This window comes from Streptomyces sp. NPDC001599, from assembly GCF_042893535.1.
Classification (GTDB): Bacteria; Actinomycetota; Actinomycetes; order Streptomycetales; family Streptomycetaceae; genus Streptomyces.
This window is the reverse complement of record NZ_JBIAVA010000004.1, coordinates 171,342-189,447: the sequence shown is the minus strand read 5'-3', so window position 1 is coordinate 189,447 and position 18,106 is coordinate 171,342. Positions and strand designations below refer to the sequence as shown.

Here is an 18,106-nt window from a genome sequence, read left to right as displayed (position 1 = left end):
ACCCCGTACACGCCCGCTCGGAACTCCTGGCCCCCTTGCGGCGATCCTCACTGGCGGCTGACGGTGCGGGTCAGGCCGGTGATCACGGTCGTGGCCAGGATCCAGCCGGTGATGATCAGGACGTAGGAGAGCGTCTGGTACCCGCCCTCGGGCGAGAACGCGTTCTCCTGGCCGAAGGAGATCACCGGCAGCAGCAGGTCCAGCGTGTAGAAGACCGGGTTGAAACCGGGGGCCTCCTGAGGCTTGAGCGGCGGCGGGTGGTGCAGGCCGTAGGCGACCGAGCCGACCGCCAGCAGGGAGAGCAGCCAGCCGCCCGCGCGCAGCGGACGGAAGCCGTACCCGACCGCGATGTCCTGGAGGTGTCCCCACAGCCGGCCGTACCAGGGCAGGGTGCGCCGGCGCCGCCGCTGCTTGGCGAGCTGGACGAGGCGGGCCGCGTCGTCGTCACCGATCCGCCGGTAGGCCGCGGTCAGCTGCTCGTAGGTGAAGGGGAGGTAGCTGTCGCCCTTCTCCAGCATCGGCAGCCGCCGCTCGGCGGGCTCGTGCGGGATGAGCGACGTGTACGTGAGGTCGTTGAGCTGGACCCGGTCCGGCACCACCTCCGGTTGGAGGAACAGCACGTCCACCTGGGCACGGCGCAGATTGAGCGTCCCCTGTACCGGCGGGCCCTCCCGCAGCCAGAGTTCGCCGATCACGCAGCTGCTGGCGCGCAGCGCGGTGTCCCCGGCGTTTGCCAGCCGGGCGTCCGACAGGTCCAGCCGGCCGGGTATCCGGGCGCCGCGCAGCTCCAGCCGGCCCCGGACGTCCGCGCGCCGCATCAGCACGTCTGCCTCGGCGGCGAGCGTCTCGGCCTGGACCGCGGTGCCGCCCGGCCGGTCCAGCACCGCGTCGTTGAGGTTGACCGTGCCGGCCACCCGGGCGCCGTTGAGCCGGACCTCGCCGCCCGCGCGCAGCCCCGGTGCCCACAGGTCGGCGCCCAGCACCGCCTGGTTCAGCTGGAGCACCGGCCCGTCGGTGTCCGGCGCTTCGATGCGGGTGCTCTCCAGGTACAGGCTGCCGGTGACCTCCGCCCCCGCCAGCCGCACCATCCCGCCGAACCGGGCCCGGGTCAGCCGCAGTACGCCCTCCACCCGGACCGCGTGCGAGATCAGCCCGGGCAACACGGACTCGCTCAGGTTCAGCTCGCGCAGCCTCGCCCCGTAGAACCTCGGTGCCTCGTCGAAGTGACAGTGCCGCAGCCGCACGGGGTGGTCGACCGTCGCGTACTGCAGGTCCAACTGCCCGGTGACGCGGGCTCCGGCCAGGCTGAGCGCGGCGACCCGGCCCTCCTCCCGGGGGCCGTCCAGGAGGAGGGACCGCAGCACGCTCGCCCGCACGGTCCGTTCGGGCCCCCAGGTGCCGCCGTGAGCGGGGTCGTCGGAGTCCGCGCTGGGAGGGTCCGCGGCGGGGGAGCCCGGGGCGGAAGGGGCCGCGGCACGGAAGTCCACGTCGGTGCCCGAGGCGAACGCCCGCCAAAGACGCGACTCGGCCGGTGTCAGGTCGTTGATCTCCATCAGGGAGGGACTCTGACCCGAACCGGCCGAGCACGTCAACGCGCTTTCCGGACCGCCCGCTTTCCCGGACCGCCCGCTTTCCGGGCGGCTACTTCTTGGCCGACTCCACGGCGTGGCCGCCGAACTGGTTGCGCAGCGCGGCGACCATCTTCATCTGCGGCGAGTCCTCCTGCCGGGACGCGAACCGCGCGAAGAGGGAGGCGGTGATCGCGGGCAGCGGCACGGCGTTGTCGATCGCCGCCTCCACGGTCCAGCGGCCCTCGCCGGAGTCGTCGGCGTAGCCGCGCAGCTTGTCCAGGTGGTGGTCGTCGTCGAGGGCGTTGACGGCCAGGTCCAGGAGCCAGGACCGGATGACGGTGCCCTCCTGCCAGGAGCGGAAGACCTCGCGGACGTTGTCCACGGAGTCGACCTTCTCCAGCAGTTCCCAGCCCTCGGCGTAGGCCTGCATCATGGCGTACTCGATGCCGTTGTGGACCATCTTGGAGAAGTGCCCGGCGCCGACCCTGCCCGCGTGGACGTAGCCGTAGGGGCCGTCGGGCTTGAGCGCGTCGAAGATCGGCTTGAGGTCGTCGACGGTCTCCTTGTCGCCGCCGACCATCAGGGCGTAGCCGTTCTCCAGGCCCCACACGCCGCCCGACACACCGGCGTCGACGAAGTTGATGCCGCGCTTGCCGAGGTCCTCGGCGTGCCGCTCGTCGTCCGTCCAGCGGGAGTTGCCGCCGTCGATGACGGTGTCACCGGGCTTGAGCAGCGTCGCCAGCTGGTCGATGACGTGCTGGGTGGCGCCGCCGGCCGGGACCATCACCCAGACCGCGCGCGGCCGCTCCAACCGGTCCACCAGCTCGACCAGGCTGTCGACGTCGGCCCGGTCGGGATTGGTGTCGTATCCGACGACGGTGTGGCCGGCGCTGCGCAGACGCTCGCGCATGTTGCCGCCCATCTTGCCGAGACCAACGAGACCGATCTCCATGTCAGTGCACTTCCTTCAGTTCACGGTAGGCGGCCACCAGCGCGGCCGTGGACGGGTCGAGGCCGGGCACGTCCGCGCCCTCGGTGAGGGCGGGTTCGACGCGCTTGGCGAGCACCTTGCCGAGTTCGACGCCCCACTGGTCGAAGGAGTCGATGTTCCAGACCGCGCCCTGCACGAACACCTTGTGCTCGTAGAGCGCGATGAGCTGGCCGAGGACGGAGGGGGTCAGCTCGGCGGCCAGGACGGTCGTGGTGGGGTGGTTGCCGCGGAAGGTCTTGTGCGGGACCAGTTCCTCGGGCACTCCCTCGGCGCGCACCTCGTCCGGGGTCTTGCCGAAGGCGAGGGCCTGGGTCTGTGCGAAGAAGTTGGCCATCAGCAGGTCGTGCTGGGCCTTGAGTTCGTCGCTCAGCTCGGCCACGGGCCGCGCGAAGCCGATGAAGTCCGCCGGGATCAGCTTCGTGCCCTGGTGGATCAGCTGGTAGTAGGCGTGCTGCCCGTTGGTGCCCGGCGTGCCCCACACCACCGGCCCGGTCTGCCACTGAACGGGATTGCCCTCGCGGTCGACGGACTTGCCGTTGGACTCCATGTCCAACTGCTGGAGATACGCGGTGAACTTCGACAGATAGTGCGAGTACGGCAGGACCGCGTGCGACTGCGCGCCCAGGAAGTCGCCGTACCAGACGCCGAGCAGACCGAGGAGCAGCGGCGCGTTGGCCGGGGCCTCGGCGTTGCGGAAGTGTTCGTCGACGATGCGGAAGCCGTCGAGCATCTCCCGGAAGCGGTCCGGGCCGATGGCGATCATCAGGGAGAGTCCGATGGCCGAGTCGAAGGAGTACCGGCCGCCGACCCAGTCCCAGAACTCGAACATGTTGGCCGTGTCGATGCCGAAGTCCGCGACCTTCCCGGCGTTCGTCGACAGCGCCACGAAGTGCTTCGCGACCGCCTTCTCGTCGCCCCCGAGGCCGTCCAGCAGCCAGGAGCGGGCCGAGGTGGCGTTGGTGATCGTCTCGATGGTGGTGAACGTCTTGGAGGCGATGATGAACAGCGTCTCGGCCGGGTCCAGGTCCCGGACCGCCTCGTGCAGGTCGGCGCCGTCCACGTTGGACACGAAGCGGAGGGTGAGCGAGCGGTCGGTGAAGGCCCGCAGCGCCTCGTAGGCCATCGCCGGACCGAGGTCGGAGCCGCCGATACCGATGTTGACGACGTTGCGGATGCGCCTGCCGGTGTGACCGGTCCACTCGCCGGAGCGGACCCGGTCGGCGAAGCCGGCCATCTTGTCGAGCACGGCGTGGACCTTGGGGACGACGTTCTCGCCGTCGACCTCGATCACCGCGTCCCGCGGGGCGCGCAGCGCGGTGTGCAGCACCGCCCGGTCCTCGGTGATGTTGATGCGCTCACCGCGGAACATGGCGTCGCGCAGCCCGAACACGTCGGTGGCGGCGGCCAGCTCCTGGAGCAGGGCCAGCGTCTCGTCGGTGACCAGGTGCTTCGAGTAGTCGATGCGCAGGTCGCCGACGCGCACGACGTACCGCTCCGCCCGCCCGGGGTCCTGGGCGAACAGCTCGCGCAGGTCCGGGTGGGGCAGCGTGCCCTTGGCGTGGTCCGCGAGCGCGGTCCACTCGGGCCGCTGGTTGAGCTTCGGGGTGTCAGACATGGACAGGGGTCTCCTTGCCGGCCTCGCCGCGCAGGGCGACGGCGTACATCTCGTCGGCGTCGAGGCGCCTGAGCTCCTCGGCGATGAGTTCGGAGGTGGGGCGCACCTTCAGGGCGACGGAGCGCGAGGGCTGACCGGGCAGGGTCATCGTGGCGAGCGGGCCCTCCGGCCGGTCGACGACGATCTCGCCGTTCGCCGTGCCGAGGCGTACGGCCGTCACGACCGGGCCGTCGGTGACCACGCGGTCCACGCGGACGCCGAGGCGGGCCTCCATCCAGCGGGCCAGCAGCTCGGCGGCCGGGTTGTCCGCCTCGGCCTCCACGACCGCGGAGGTCACCGGCACCCGGGCCTGGTCCAGGGCCGCGGCGAGCATCGAGCGCCACAGCGTCAGCCGGGTCCAGGCCAGGTCGGTGTCGCCGGGGGCGTAGGCGCGGACCCGGCGCTCCAGGACCTCCATCGGCCGCTCGACCGTGTAGAGGTCGGTGATCCGGCGCTGGGCCAGCGCGCCCAGCGGGTCCTTGGCCGGGTTGTCCGGTGCCTCCACCGGCCACCACACGACGACGGGGGCGTCCGGCAGCAGCAGCGGCAGCACCACCGAGTCGGCGTGCTCGGACACCTCCCCGTACATGCGCAGGACGACGGTCTCGCCGGTGCCGGCCTCGGAGCCGACCCGGACCTCGGCGTCGAGGTGCGAGCGGGTGCGGTCGCGCAGGTTGCGGGGGTGGCGCTTGATGACGACCAGGGTGCGCGAGGGGTGCTCGTGCGAGGCCTCCTCGGCGGCCTTGATCGCGTCGTAGGCGTTCTCCTCGTCCGTGACGATGACCAGCGTGAGCACCATGCCCACGGCCGGGGTGCCGATGGCCCGGCGGCCCTGCACCAGCGCCTTGTTGATCTTGCTTGCCGTGGTGTCGGTCAGGTCGATCCTCATGGCCTGCGCCAGCTCCGTCCGTCTCGTGCGAGCATCTCGTCCGCTTCCCGCGGTCCCCAGCCGCCCGACGCGTACTGCGCGGGCTTGTCGTGCGAGGCCCAGTACTCCTCGATCGGGTCGAGGATCCGCCAGGACTCTTCCACCTCCTGGTGGCGCGGGAACAGGTTGGCGTCCCCCAGAAGGACGTCCAGGATCAGCCGTTCGTACGCCTCGGGGCTGGACTCGGTGAAGGACTCGCCGTAGGCGAAGTCCATCGACACGTCCCGGATCTCCATCGACGTGCCCGGCACCTTGGAGCCGAACCGCACCGTCATGCCCTCGTCGGGCTGGACGCGGATCACGATGGCGTTCTCGCCCAGCTCCTCCGTGGCGGTGGAGTCGAAGGGGGAGTGCGGAGCCCGCTGGAAGACGACCGCGATCTCGGTGACCCGGCGGCCCAGCCGCTTGCCGGTGCGCAGGTAGAAGGGCACCCCGGCCCAGCGGCGGTTGTCGATGCCCAGCTTGATCGCGGCGTAGGTGTCGGTGGTGGAGGCCGGGTCGATGCCGTCCTCCTCCAGGTAGCCGGGCACCTGCGCGCCGCCCTGCCAGCCGCCCGCGTACTGCCCGCGCACCGTGTGCTCGCCGAGGTCGTCCGGCAGCCGCACGGCCCGCAGCACCTTCAGCTTCTCGGTGAGCAGCGACCGCGCGTCGAAGGCGGCCGGCTCCTCCATGGCGGTCAGCGCCATCAGCTGGAGCAGGTGGTTCTGGATGACGTCGCGGGCGGCGCCGATGCCGTCGTAGTAGCCGGCCCGGCCGCCGATGCCGATGTCCTCGGCCATCGTGATCTGCACGTGGTCCACGTAGGAGCGGTTCCAGATCGGCTCGTACATCTGGTTGGCGAAGCGCAGCGCCAGGATGTTCTGGACCGTCTCCTTGCCCAGGTAGTGGTCGATGCGGAAGACCTGCTCCGGGTCGAAGACCTCGTGCACCAGCGCGTTCAGGTCGCGGGCGCTGTCCAGGTCGTGGCCGAAGGGCTTCTCGATGACCGCACGGCGCCAGGAACCCTCCGGTGCGTCGGTCAGCCCGTGCTTCTTGAGCTGCTGGACGACCTTCGGGAAGAACTTCGGCGGCACGGAGAGGTAGAAGGCGTAGTTGCCGCTGGTGCCGCGGGACGCGTCCAGCTCCTCGACGGCCTTGCGCAGCTGTTCGAACGCGTGGTCGTCGTCGAAGTCGCCGGGGATGAAGCGCATGCCCTCGGAGAGCTGCTGCCAGACCTCCTCGCGGAACGGCGTGCGCGCGTGCTCCCTGACCGCGTCGTGCACCACCTCGGCGAAGTCCTGGTCCTCCCAGTCCCGGCGGGCGAAGCCGACCAGGGAGAAGCCCGGCGGCAGCAGGCCGCGGTTGGCCAGGTCGTACACGGCGGGCATCAGCTTCTTGCGGGAGAGGTCACCGGTGACGCCGAAGATGACCAGCCCGGACGGGCCCGCGATGCGGGGCAGACGGCGGTCCTGCGGATCGCGCAGCGGGTTGCTCCAGTCGAGCGGTGTCACCGGCTCCACGGCCCGGTCGGCCGCACCCTTGCCCTTCGCCGCCTTGGCGGTGCGGGCCGGCCCGGTCTTCTTCGCGCTCCGGGAGGACCCGGACGCGCCGGCGGTCTTCGCCGCCCCGGCGACGCGGGCCTCCTCGGCCTCCTCGGCGAGCGGCGGTCCGGCCGCCTCCTGCGCCGTCCGGGCCTCCTTGGCTTCCTTCGTCGCCTTGGTCTCCCGGACCGTCGTAGCGGGAAGCTCCTCGCTCATTCCCCGTCAACTCCCTTGCTGTCGAGGGACTTCGTCACGGCGGCGAGCAGGTCCTGCCAGGCCGCCTCGAACTTCGCCACGCCCTCCTGCTCCAACTGCTCCACCACCTCGTCGTACGACACGCCGAGCCGCTCCACGGCCGCGAGGTCGGCCCGGGCCTGGGCGTACCCGCCGGTGACCGTGTCGCCCCGTACGTCGCCGTGATCGGCGGCGGCGTCCAGGGTGGCCTCCGGCATCGTGTTCACGGTGCCGGGGGCGACCAGCTCCTCCACGTACAGGGTGTCCCGGAATGCCGGGTCCTTCACACCGGTGGACGCCCACAGGGGGCGCTGGGGGTTGGCGCGGGCCCCCGCGAGGGCGGTGAAGCGGTCGCCCGCGAAGACGTTCTCGTACGCCTCGTAGGCCAGTCGCGCGTTGGCCAGTGCCGCCCGCCCGCGCAGGCCGAGCGCCTCGTCGGTGCCCAGCAGCGACAGGCGCTTGTCGATCTCGCTGTCGACGCGGGAGACGAAGAACGACGCGACCGAGTGGATGCCGGCCAGGTCGGTCCCGGCCGCCTGCGCCTTCTCCAGTCCGGCGAGGTAGGCGTCCATGACCTCGCGGTAGCGCTCCAGGGAGAAGATCAGCGTGACGTTCACGCTGATGCCGGCGCCGATGACCTCGGTGATCGCCGGGAGACCGGCCTTCGTCGCCGGGATCTTGATCATCACGTTGGGGCGGTCGACCAGCCAGGCCAGCTGACGCGCCTCGGCGACGGTGGCCCGGGTGTCGTGGGCGAGCCGTGGATCGACCTCGATGGAGACCCGGCCGTCGCGCCCGCCGGTGGCGTCGTACACCCCGCGCAGCACGTCGGCGGCGGCGCGGACGTCGGCGGTGGTCATCATGCGGACCGCCTCGTCGACGGTGACGCCCCGGGTCGCCAGGTCGGCGAGCTGCTCCTCGTAGCCCTCGCCGGAGCCTATGGCGGCCTGGAAGATCGACGGGTTGGTGGTGACACCGACGACGTTCTTCGTCCTGATCAGCTCGGCGAGGTTGCCGGACTCGATCCGCCGCCGCGACAGGTCGTCGAGCCAGACGGACACGCCCTGGTCGGCCAGGCGCTGCAGTGCTCCCGCGGTGGCGGTTGCTTCGGTCACAGTGATCATCTTCTCTTTCTGCCCTCGGATCGAGGTCGAAACGGGTCCGGACCGGGATGGGATCCGGTGGGATCAGCCGCGGGCGGCGGCCAGGGATTCCCGGGCGGCGGCGGCCACGTGCCCGGCGGTGAAGCCGAACTCGGTGAACAGGGTCGTGGCGTCGGCGGAGGCGCCGAAGTGCTCCAGGGAGACGATGCGGCCCGCGTCCCCGACGTACCGGTGCCACGTCAGGCCGATCCCGGCCTCCACGGCCACCCGGGCCCGCACGGACGGCGGCAGCACGCTCTCGCGGTACGCGCGGGGCTGCTCCTCGAACCACTCCACGGACGGCATCGACACCACCCGCGTGGCGGTGCCCTCGGCCTCCAGCGCCTCCCGCGCGGCCATCGCCAGCTGCACCTCGGAGCCGGTGGCGATCAGGACGACGTCCGGGGCGCCGGTGGACGCGTCGGCGAGGACGTACCCGCCGCGCGCCGCGTCCGGGTTCGGGGCGTAGGTCGGTACGCCCTGGCGGGTGAGGGCGAGGCCGTGCGGCGCCGGGTGGGTGGAGTGGCGCCGGAGGATCTCGGCCCACACCGTCGCGGTCTCGTTGGCGTCGGCGGGGCGGACGACGTTGAGGCCGGGGATCGCGCGCAGCGCGGCCAGGTGTTCGACCGGCTGGTGGGTGGGGCCGTCCTCGCCGAGGCCGATGGAGTCGTGCGTCCACACGTAGGTCACCGGCAACTGCATCAGCGCGGACATGCGCACCGCGTTGCGCATGTAGTCGGAGAAGACCAGGAAGGTGCCGCCGTAGATCCGGGTGTTGCCGTGCAGGGCGATGCCGTTCATCTCCGCGGCCATGGAGAACTCGCGGATGCCGAAGTGCACGGTGCGGCCGTACGAGTCGGCCCCGGGGAGCGGGTTGCCGGTCGGGAGGAAGGACGACGTCTTGTCGATGGTGGTGTTGTTGGAGCCGGCCAGGTCGGCGGAGCCGCCCCACAGTTCGGGCAGCACCGGGCCGAGCGCCTGGAGGACCTTGCCGGAGGCGGCCCGGGTGGCGACCGACTTGCCGGTCTCGAACACCGGCAGGGACTCCTCCCAGCCCTCGGGCAGCCGGCCCGCGACCACGCGGTCGAACAGCGCCGCGCGCTCGGGGGCGGCGTCGCGCCAGGCGGCGATCCGCTTGTCCCAGGCGGCGTGCGCCTCTGCGCCCCGGTCCAGGGCCCGGCGGGTGTGGGCGAGGACCTCGCCGGCGACCTCGAAGGACTGCTCCGGGTCGAAGCCGAGGACGCGCTTGGTGGCGGCGACCTCGTCCGCGCCGAGGGCGGAGCCGTGGGAGGCCTCGGTGTTCCGGGCGTTCGGGGCGGGCCAGGCGATGATCGTGCGCATCGCGATGATGGACGGGCGCCCGGTCTCGGCCTTCGCCGCCGTCAGCGCCGCGTGCAGCGCGTGCACGTCCACGTCGCCGCTCTCGGCGGGCTCGACGCGCTGGGTGTGCCAGCCGTACGCCTCGTAGCGCTTCAGCACGTCCTCGGAGAACGCGGTCACGGTGTCGCCCTCGATCGAGATGTGGTTGTCGTCGTAGAGGAAGACCAGATTGCCGAGCTTTTGGTGACCGGCGAGCGACGACGCCTCGGCGGAGACGCCCTCCTGGAGGTCGCCGTCGCTGACGATCGCCCAGATGGTGTGGTCGAAGGGCGACTCGCCCTCGGGGGCGCCGGGGTCGAACAGGCCGCGCTCGTAGCGGGCCGCCATCGCCATGCCCACCGCGTTGGCCACCCCCTGGCCCAGCGGTCCCGTGGTGGTCTCCACGCCCGCCGTGTGCCCGTACTCGGGGTGGCCCGGCGTCCTGGAGCCGTGCGTGCGGAAGGCCTTGAGGTCGTCCAGCTCCACCTCGTACCCGGCGAGGAAGAGCTGGGTGTAGAGGGTCAGCGAGGTGTGGCCGGGGGAGAGGACGAAGCGGTCACGGCCGGTCCACTCGGGATCGGCGGGGTCGTGCCGCATCACCTTCTGAAAGATCGTGTATGCGGCCGGGGCGAGGGCCATCGCCGTGCCCGGGTGACCGTTGCCCACCTTCTGCACGGCGTCGGCCGCCAGGATGCGGGCGGTGTCGACGGCACGCCGGTCGAGTTCGGTCCATTCGAAGCGGTCCGCGCTGTCCACTGTCTGCTTGCTCGACTGCGTGCTCATCTTCAAGAAATCCTCGATCGGAGCGTAGTAGCTGGTCTGACGCGTTCAAACTTAAAAGTCTGACTTTTGGGAGTGAAGGTCGTGGTGTGCCAGCCTGTGGTGAAACTGGGACAGGCCCCGGTCGCGGGGCGCACGGGCGGGACGGTACGAGACGGACATGGCGGACGAAAGACGGCAAGGCGGCGGCGACGGGATCAGAACGTTCCCCTTCCCGGTCGATCTCAGCCTCCTCGGAGTGGGCATGCAGGTCGGTCCCATGGGCGCCGGCCGCACCTGGCACGCGCAGGCCCCGCTGCACCGCGTGCACCGCATCGACTTCCACATCGTCATGCTTTTCACCGGCGGACCGGTCCGTCACATGATCGACTTCGCCGAGTACGAGGCATCGGCCGGTGATCTGCTGTGGATCCGTCCCGGCCAGGTCCACCGCTTCGCGCCCGAGGGCGAGTACCGCGGAACGGTGCTCACCATGCAGCCCGGCTTCCTGCCCCGCGCCACCGTGGAGGCCACCGGCCTCTACCGCTACGACCTGCCGCCCCTGCTCCACCCCGACGAGGCGCGGCTCGCCGGACTGACGGCGGCGCTCGACCAGTTGCGGCGCGAGTACGAGGACGCGACCACGCTGCCGCTGAGCCTGCACACCGCCGTACTGCGCCACACGCTCTCCGCGTTCCTGCTGCGCCTCGCCCATCTCGCGGCCGGTTCCGCGAGGGCGGCGCGTCAGGGGCGGGCGGAGGTGCCGCAGGACAGCACCTTCGTCCTCTTCCGGGACGCGGTCGAGCGGGGCTTCGCCACCAACCACAGCGTCAGCGCCTACGCCGACGCGCTCGGTTACTCCCGCCGCACCCTGGTGCGCGCGGTACGCGCCGCCACCGGTGAGACGCCCAAGGGCTTCATCGACAAGCGCGTCGTCCTGGAGGCCAAGCGGCTGCTCGCCCACACCGAGATGCCGATCGGACGGGTCGGCGCGGCGGTCGGCTTCCCGGACGCGGCGAACTTCTCCAAGTTCTTCCAGCAGCACACCGACCAGACACCGGCGGCCTTCCGGGCGGAGCTGCGTTGAGCAACTCCGCCCGGCACGACGAAGGGGCCCCACGACGCGTGGAGCCCCTTCGCCCTCCTGCGGGGGGCCGGTTGCCGCTCAGCGGCCGAAGCTGAACCAGTTCACGTTCACGAAGTCGGCGGGCTGCCCACTGGTGAAGGTCAGGTACACGTCGTGGGTGCCGGTCACCGAGGCGATGTTCGCCGGGATCGTCCGCCACGACTGCCACCCGCCCGTGTTGCCCACGGCGAAGCTGCCGACCGGCGTGCCGGTACGGCTGTCCAGGCGCACCTCGACCAGACCGCTGACCCCGGCGGCCGCACCGCTGGCCACCCGCGCCTTGAACTGGGTCGCCGCGCTCGAACCGAACTCGACGCCCTTGTACTGGACCCAGTCGCCGTTCGCGAGGGCGCCGAGGTTGCCACCGCCGCCCGAGTCCGAGGTGCCCTCGGTCATCGTGCCGGACTGGGCGTCGTACGACTCCGCCTCGATGGTGCCGTACGCGTCGCGGTCACCGCCGGTCGGCGGCGGCGTGGTACCGCTCCCACCGGCCGACAGCACCTGGACGTAGTCCACGAGCATGGAGTGCCCGGGCTGGGTGCCGCCGTCCGGGCCGCCGCCGAAGGCGTCCGGGAAGCCGCCGCCCATGGCGACGTTCAGGATGATGAAGTAGCCGTGGTTGGTGGCGTTCGCCCAGGTCGTCGCGTCGACCTGGTTGGCGCGGACGGTGTGGAAGTTGTTGCCGTCGACGTAGAAGCGGATCTCCTCGACGCTCGTCGAGCGGTCCCACTCCACCCGGTAGGTGTGGAAGCCCGCCTGGCAGGTGGCGCCGGGACACGGGGTGTTGCCGCCGATGCCGCTGGTCTCGTTGCAGGGGCCGCCGGGCGAGGTGCCGCAGTGCAGCGTGGACCAGACCGTGTTGAGGCCCTGGGTGTTCTCCATGATGTCGATTTCGCCGACACCGGGCCAGTTCCAGTAGTTGCCGCGGTAGGGCGCGCCGAGCATCCAGAACGCCGGCCAGTAGCCCTTGGCGGCGGCCCCGGTGACGTTCGGGACCTGGATACGGGCCTCCACGCGCAGCTTGCCGCCGGCCGGGGGCTCGAAGTCGGCGCGCTTGGTCTCGATGCGGCCCGAGGTCCAGTTGCCGGCGCCGTCGCGCTGCGGGGTGATCCGGAGGTTCCCGCCGCCGTCCAGCGAGACGTTGCTCGGGGAGGAGGTCATCGTCTCGATCTCGCCGGTGCCCCAGTTGGCGGGGCCGCCGGGGTACGAGGTGCCGGTGTCGTACTGCCAGTTCGAGGTGTTCACGCCGGAGCCGGCCGCGCCGTCGAAGTCGTCGGCGAAGACCTGCGTCCAGCCGGACGGGGGCGGCGGAACGGCCGCGCCCGCCGACGGGCCCGTGACGGTCGTCGCCGCAGCGGCGAGGCCGAGCGTGCCGACGACGGCCACCAGCGCCCGGCGCAGTGACCGGCGTCTGGACGGGTTGCCGGATGTCTCTCTCATGTGGGGGTCGCCTCTCGAAACGCGGGAGTGGGAAGCGGTACGCCCCGAGCGCGCTCCGCGGGGAGACGTGTGAGAGCGCTCTCAGAGTGCGGCCAATGTGCTCCGGGTCGCCGCCGCCGTCAAGAGGTGAAGTCGAGAAAGTCATTGCGGGGCCGGGGAGTTCAGCCCGTGAACGCCGTGAACGTCACGAAAGTGCCGGGCGTGGACGGGCGTCCGGCCCGCGCGCCTCGGCCGCGGTCCTCCCCACCCCCGTCGGGGAGGACCGCGGCCGGCCCGTGCGCCCGGCGTCTCAGCGCGCCGCGGGCTGCGGCGGAGCCGGAGCGGGGTCGGGGCCCTCCTCGCGCACCCCGAACCTCTCGTGCGCCCGGCGCAGCGGCTTCGGGGCCCACCAGGCGCGACGGCCCAGCAGCGCCATCGTGGCCGGCACCAGCAGCATTCGGACGACCGTGGCGTCGATCAGCACCGCCAGGGTCAGGCCGAGCCCGATCTGCAAAATCGGCGAGAAGCCGCCCGTCATGAAGGCGCCGAACACCACCGCGAGGAGCAGCGCGGCACAGGTCACCACCCGGCCGGACCGGCGCAGTCCGGTCACCACGGCCTCCCGGTCGTCGCCGGTCCGCTCCCGGGCCTCGTGCATCCGGGCCAGGATGAACAACTCGTAGTCCATGGCCAGTCCGAAGGCGATGGCGATGATCAGCGGTGGCGCCGTCAGGCTCAGCGCGCCCAGCCCCTCGGCACCGATCAGCCCGGCCAGATGGCCGTCCTGGAACACCCAGACCACCGCACCCAGCGCGGCTCCGAGACTGAGCAGTGTGGTCGCGACGGTGCGCAGCGGCAGCAGCACCGACCCGGTGAACGCGAACAGCAGCACGAAGATCCCGGCCAGCACGGTCAGCGCCGCCCAGGGCGCCCGGTCGGCGAGCATCTGCCGGAAGTCGACCAACTGGGCCGCGCTGCCGGTGACCTGGACGGGCGCGTCGCCGCGCAGGTCCCGGACCCGCTCGACCAGTTCGGTGGCCGCCGGACCGTCGGCCGCTCCGCCCGGCGGCAGTTCGAGCACGGTGGTGCCACCGGACAGATCGCGCGCGACCGTGCCCGGAGCGAGCGCGCGGATCCGGTCGGCGGTCGCGGCGTCGGTGCCGGGCCGCAGGACCACCGTGACCGGTGAGACGCCGGTGCCCGGCGGGAAGTGCGCCTCGATCGCGTCGTACAACTGCCGTGCCTCGGTGCTCTTCGGAAGCTGCCTCGCGTCCCCGAGGTTGATGGTCATGCCGGTGACGGGCAGCGCCAGCACCAGCAGGGCCGGGACGGCCACCGCCAGGACGGCCACCCGCCGCCGGGCGGCGAAGCGGGCGAGGCGGGCGAAGAGCCGGCCCTCCTCCTCCGGCCGTCCCTTCGCCGGGGGGATCCGGCCGCCGAACCGGGCCAGCAGCGCGGGCAGCAGCGTCAGTGCCGCGAGCATGTCGACGACGACCACCGCGGCCACCGCGAGCCCCATGCTGCGCAGGAACGTGCTCGGGAAGACCAGCAGCCCGGCCAGGCTCACGGCCACCGTCAGCCCGGAGAACAGCACGGTCCGCCCGGCCGCCGCGACCGTCCGGTGCACGGCCTCCACCACGTCCGGGGTGTGCCGCCGCTCCTCGCGGAAGCGGACCAGCATCAGCAGGGCGTAGTCCACGGCGAGGCCGAGCCCCAGCATCGTCGTGACCTGGATCGCGTACACGGAGATGTCGGTGAACCGGCTGAAGCCGAACAGCGCCAGGAACGCGCCCGCGATCCCCGCGACCGCCACCAGCAGCGGCAGCCCGGCCGCACGCAGGCCCCCGAACACGACCAGCAGCAGGACCAGTACGACCGGCATCGAGATCAACTCCGCGTTCTTCACGTCCTCCTGGGCACGCTCACCGAGCTGCTGTCCCAGCAGCGGTCCGCCGCTGACGTGGACCCCGGACACCTCGCTCCCGTCGATCCCGTGCAGCCGGTCGGCCGCGTCGTCCACCGCCGCCTCCTCGGCGTCGTCGTCGAGACCGCCCTCCAGGACGACGGAGACGACCAGGGCCCGTCCGTCCTCGGCGACCAGCCCGGGCGTGGCGTAGGGGTCGGGCACCTCGGCGACGCCCGCGACCTCCCGCAGGTCGGTCACGGCCTGCCGCACCTCGGCCCGCACCGCGGGGTCCGCGACGGCGGCCTCGACCACACCGGTGATCGAGTCCCCCGCCGGGTCGAGGCCGTCCAGGTGTTCGGCGGCGACCTGCGACTCGGTGCCCGGGACGTCGGGCACGTCGTCGGAGAGCTTCCCGAAGACGCCCGTGCCGAGGCCGAAGCCGAGCAGCAGGAACAGGCCCCACAGGAGCATCACGGTCAGAGGGCGGCGGGTCGCCGCCCGGGCGAGTGTGGACAGCACGGTCCCTCCCGGCGATCGGACTCGGTCTGGTGTCGTCGCCACCCAGAGTCGGGGCCGCCGGGGGTCTGCCGGATCGCCCAAGAGAGCGGTTCGCCCACTCGCCCGCACGGGGGATAGCGGCCGTCGCCTCACTCGGCAGGGGGAGCGTCACGGAGAGCCCGGAGCCACCAGACCGCTCTCGTACGCGCAGATCACCGCCTGCACCCGGTCCCTGAGACCGAGCTTGCCCAGCACGTTGCTGACATGCGTCTTGACGGTGTGCTCGCTCACGAACAGGGTCGTGGCGATCTCGGAGTTGGACAGCCCCCGCGCCAGCAGCCGCAGCGTCTCCACCTCGCGCGCGGTCAGCACCTCCAGGCGCCGGGGGGTGACGTCGGCCGCGGCCTCCTCGCGCCGGCGTCGCACGATGTCCGCGACCAGCCGGCGCGTCACCGCCGGGGCCAGCAGCGAGTCACCGGCCGCGACCACCCGCACCGCGTGCACCAGGTCGTCCCGGCGCACGTCCTTGAGCAGGAAGCCGCTGGCACCCGCGTACAGCGCCTCGTACACGTACTCGTCCAGGTCGAAGGTGGTCAGCATCACCACCTTGCAGGCGGAGCGCGCGCACACCCGACGGGCCGCGTCCAGGCCGTCCATGACCGGCATGCGGATGTCCAGGAGCAGGACGTCCGGAGCGTACCGCTCGACCGCGGCGACCGCCTCCGCGCCGTCCCCGGCCTCCGCGACCACCTCGATGTCCGGCTGCGCCTGAAGGATCATGCTGAACCCGCTGCGCACCAGCTCCTGGTCGTCGGCGACCACCACCCGGACGCTCACCCGAGCCCCGTCCGCCGGACGGCCGCGACGGGCAGGCGTACGACGACCCGGAAGCCGCCGTCCGGTCCGCCGCCGGTGAACGCCTCGCCCCCGCAGGCGGTGGCCCGCTCCCGGATGCCGATCAGGCCGTGCCCGCCGTCGCCCGCCCCGTCACCCGGGGCCGCCGGGCCACGCCCGTCGTCCGTCACCGTCAGGGTCACCGCGTCCTCCGCCCAGTCGAGTCCGACCGCCGCGCAGGAAGCGTACGCGTGCTTGACCGTGTTGGTGAGGGCCTCCTGCACGATGCGGTAGGCGGCCACCTCGGTGTCCGGGGGCAGCGCACACGGTTCGCCCGTCGTCCTCAACTCCACCCGCAGGCCGGCCGATTCGCCGACCCGGCGGACCAGCCCGGGCAGCGCGGTCAGGCCCGGCTGGGGCTGCCGCCGCGGACCCTGCTCCCGCTCCTCCTCCTTCAGCACCCCGAGAATGCGCCGCAGTTGGGTCATCGCGTCCCGCCCGGCCGTCGCGATCGCGTCGAACGCGGCCTCCGCGCGCGCCGGATCGCTGCGCACGACGACCGGTCCGGCCTCGGCCTGCACCACCATCAGGCTGACCGCGTGCGCCAGGATGTCGTGCATGTCGCGTGCGATGCGGGCGCGTTCCTGCGCCGTGGCCCGCGCGGTGTCGGCCGCCCGCTCGCGCTCCAGCCGCCGCGCCCGGTCCTCCAGTTCGGCGGTGTAGGCGCGCTGGGTCCGGGTGAGCGAGCCGAGGGCGTACGCGCACACGATGCTCGACAGCTGGAAGGCGTACTCGAAGGGCTCGGCGTCCTCCTTGTGGCTGATGGTGGCGGCGACCCCGATCAGCCAGCCCGCCAGCATCACCCGCCGCTGCCAGGGCCGGGCGAGGGCGGCCAGCGTGTAGAGGACGACGAAGCCGCCGTACATCAGGTCGGGCGGCGGCGCGTGGTGCACCGCCTGGGCCGGGGTGGCCACGGACACGGCACAGGCGGTCGCGAACGGCGCCGCACGCCGCCACACCAGCGGCACGGCGGTCGCGGCCCCGAGCAGCCAGCCCCGCCAGGACAGCGGGTCGTCCCCCTCGTCGGGGAACAGCCACTGCAACGAGACGGCGAACAGCACCAGCGCGGCGACGGCGGCGTCCACCGTGTACGGGCTGGCCGTACGCAGCCGGGCGAGGACGGGGGCGAGCGGGGAGGACAGCGGGGACCGGGCGGACATGGCGGCTCCTGGGGCACGGGCCGTCCCAGTATCAGGAGGAGTACGGGGGCCCGTCCTCACCGGTGCGAGGGATATTCGGGCGCCAGCCCAGCGCCCGGGAGATGCCGCGGGCCGCCAGCCGGACCGCCGGGACCAGCACCGGGACCTGCGCGTCGGCGTGCGGCACGACGACCGACACGGCCGCGGTCACGGTGCCGTCCGGGCCGTGCACCGGCGCGGCCACCGAGAGGGCGTCGTCGGTGATCTGCCGGTCGCTCACCGCCGCCCCGGTGCGCCGCACCTCGGCCAGCACCCGGCGCAGCCGTGCCGGGTCGGTGATCGTGAACGCGGTGAAGGAGGCGAGCGGGCCGGTGCGGTACGCCTCCTGGAACTCCGGTTCGCCGTGGGCGAGCAGGGCGAGCCCGACCCCGGTGGCGTGCAGCGGCCAGCGGGCGCCGACGCGGATGTGCACGCCGACGGACGAACGCGCCGCCAGCCACTCGATGTAGACGACCTCGCCGCCGTCCCGCACCGCCAGCTGCACGTTCTCGTGGGTCGCCTCGTACAGGTCCTCCAGGTACGGCCACGCGACCTGCCGCAGCGCGAGACCGCGCGGGGCGAGCGCGGCGATCTCCCACAGCCGCAGGCCCACGTGGTACACGCCCGCGCCGTCCCGCTCCAGTGCACCCCACCGGGCCAGGGCACCCACCAGCCGGTGCGCCGTGGTCAGGCTCAGCCCGGCCCGGCGGCTGATGTCCGTCAGGGACAGGGCCGGGTGCGCGTGGTCGAACGCGGCGAGCACGGCGAGCAGCCGGTCGGGGGCGGTGGGGGTGGCGGGGTCGGTCACCGGGCCGAGGGTAGGTGCCCGCACGCCCCCTGGACAGAGGAAAGGGGAGGCGCACGCGCGGGCGGCACCGGCCGTGCCATGATCGGCGCCGGACGGAAGTGCGGCCGGGCGACGGAAGG

Annotated in this window: 13 protein-coding genes; 1 reads left to right on the top strand and 12 read right to left on the bottom strand. The window is 72.5% G+C overall.

What is annotated here, in order from left to right; genetic code table 11:
* Positions 1-47: 47 nt before the first annotated feature.
* The 7 genes from ACFYZ3_RS13610 to tkt form a co-directional block, all read right to left on the bottom strand.
* Entirely contained in the window at positions 48-1,553 is a 1,506-nt protein-coding gene (locus ACFYZ3_RS13610) for a membrane-associated oxidoreductase (RefSeq protein WP_388516248.1), read from the bottom strand.
* Between the two features lie 88 nt (positions 1,554-1,641).
* A complete protein-coding gene (gene gnd, locus ACFYZ3_RS13605) occupies positions 1,642-2,523 on the bottom strand; it encodes a phosphogluconate dehydrogenase (NAD(+)-dependent, decarboxylating) (protein WP_388516246.1) in 882 nt (293 codons plus the stop codon).
* A gap of 1 nt (position 2,524) precedes the next feature.
* On the bottom strand, positions 2,525-4,177 hold the full coding sequence (pgi, locus tag ACFYZ3_RS13600) for a glucose-6-phosphate isomerase (RefSeq protein ID WP_388516244.1): 1,653 nt from the start codon (positions 4,175-4,177) through the stop codon (positions 2,525-2,527).
* Positions 4,170-5,105, bottom strand: a complete 936-nt coding sequence (opcA, locus tag ACFYZ3_RS13595; protein WP_356861909.1) for a glucose-6-phosphate dehydrogenase assembly protein OpcA — start codon at positions 5,103-5,105, stop codon at positions 4,170-4,172. The genes pgi and opcA overlap by 8 nt, the downstream gene beginning before the upstream one ends.
* The gene (gene zwf / locus ACFYZ3_RS13590; protein WP_388516242.1) at positions 5,102-6,880 is read right to left on the bottom strand and encodes a glucose-6-phosphate dehydrogenase; all 1,779 of its coding nucleotides are present in this window, start codon (positions 6,878-6,880) and stop codon (positions 5,102-5,104) included. Before zwf ends, opcA begins: the two co-directional genes overlap by 4 nt.
* Entirely contained in the window at positions 6,877-8,022 is a 1,146-nt protein-coding gene (tal, locus tag ACFYZ3_RS13585) for a transaldolase (RefSeq protein ID WP_115745288.1), read from the bottom strand. Before tal ends, zwf begins: the two co-directional genes overlap by 4 nt.
* A gap of 63 nt (positions 8,023-8,085) precedes the next feature.
* Positions 8,086-10,182 (bottom strand): transketolase, encoded by a 2,097-nt coding sequence (tkt, locus tag ACFYZ3_RS13580; protein WP_388516240.1) that lies wholly within the window; start codon positions 10,180-10,182, stop codon positions 8,086-8,088.
* Positions 10,183-10,339: 157 nt separating this feature from the next.
* Between tkt and ACFYZ3_RS13575 the strand changes: the two genes are divergently transcribed.
* Entirely contained in the window at positions 10,340-11,245 is a 906-nt protein-coding gene (locus ACFYZ3_RS13575; protein WP_388516238.1) for an AraC family transcriptional regulator, read from the top strand.
* A 78-nt stretch (positions 11,246-11,323) separates the two neighbouring features.
* On the opposite strand, the gene ACFYZ3_RS13570 is transcribed toward ACFYZ3_RS13575, so the two are convergent.
* From ACFYZ3_RS13570 to ACFYZ3_RS13550, 5 genes are all read right to left on the bottom strand, one after another.
* Positions 11,324-12,724: a glycoside hydrolase family 16 protein gene (locus tag ACFYZ3_RS13570; RefSeq protein ID WP_388516236.1), complete on the bottom strand. Its 1,401-nt coding sequence runs from the start codon at positions 12,722-12,724 to the stop codon at positions 11,324-11,326.
* A gap of 289 nt (positions 12,725-13,013) precedes the next feature.
* Complete coding sequence (locus ACFYZ3_RS13565) at positions 13,014-15,128, bottom strand: MMPL family transporter (RefSeq protein ID WP_388516234.1); 2,115 nt, start codon at positions 15,126-15,128, stop codon at positions 13,014-13,016.
* Between the two features lie 147 nt (positions 15,129-15,275).
* The gene (locus ACFYZ3_RS13560; RefSeq protein ID WP_388516232.1) at positions 15,276-15,944 is read right to left on the bottom strand and encodes a response regulator; all 669 of its coding nucleotides are present in this window, start codon (positions 15,942-15,944) and stop codon (positions 15,276-15,278) included.
* A complete protein-coding gene (locus ACFYZ3_RS13555) occupies positions 15,941-17,161 on the bottom strand; it encodes a sensor histidine kinase (protein WP_388516230.1) in 1,221 nt (406 codons plus the stop codon). Before ACFYZ3_RS13555 ends, ACFYZ3_RS13560 begins: the two co-directional genes overlap by 4 nt.
* A 31-nt stretch (positions 17,162-17,192) precedes the next feature.
* Positions 17,193-17,987: an IclR family transcriptional regulator gene (locus tag ACFYZ3_RS13550; RefSeq protein ID WP_388516228.1), complete on the bottom strand. Its 795-nt coding sequence runs from the start codon at positions 17,985-17,987 to the stop codon at positions 17,193-17,195.
* Between the last annotated feature and the right edge of the window lie 119 nt (positions 17,988-18,106).

Bases quoted from the DNA above. Each gene is read 5' to 3' on its own strand.
- ACFYZ3_RS13610 (WP_388516248.1), bottom strand. From the start codon at position 1,553: ATGGAGATCAACGACCTGACACCGGCCGAGTCGCGTCTTTGGCGGGCG.
- gnd (WP_388516246.1), bottom strand. From the start codon at position 2,523: ATGGAGATCGGTCTCGTTGGTCTCGGCAAGATGGGCGGCAACATGCGC.
- pgi (WP_388516244.1), bottom strand. From the start codon at position 4,177: ATGTCTGACACCCCGAAGCTCAACCAGCGGCCCGAGTGGACCGCGCTC.
- opcA (WP_356861909.1), bottom strand. From the start codon at position 5,105: ATGAGGATCGACCTGACCGACACCACGGCAAGCAAGATCAACAAGGCG.
- zwf (WP_388516242.1), bottom strand. From the start codon at position 6,880: ATGAGCGAGGAGCTTCCCGCTACGACGGTCCGGGAGACCAAGGCGACG.
- tal (WP_115745288.1), bottom strand. From the start codon at position 8,022: ATGATCACTGTGACCGAAGCAACCGCCACCGCGGGAGCACTGCAGCGC.
- tkt (WP_388516240.1), bottom strand. From the start codon at position 10,182: ATGAGCACGCAGTCGAGCAAGCAGACAGTGGACAGCGCGGACCGCTTC.
- ACFYZ3_RS13575 (WP_388516238.1), top strand. From the start codon at position 10,340: ATGGCGGACGAAAGACGGCAAGGCGGCGGCGACGGGATCAGAACGTTC.
- ACFYZ3_RS13570 (WP_388516236.1), bottom strand. From the start codon at position 12,724: ATGAGAGAGACATCCGGCAACCCGTCCAGACGCCGGTCACTGCGCCGG.
- ACFYZ3_RS13555 (WP_388516230.1), bottom strand. From the start codon at position 17,161: ATGTCCGCCCGGTCCCCGCTGTCCTCCCCGCTCGCCCCCGTCCTCGCC.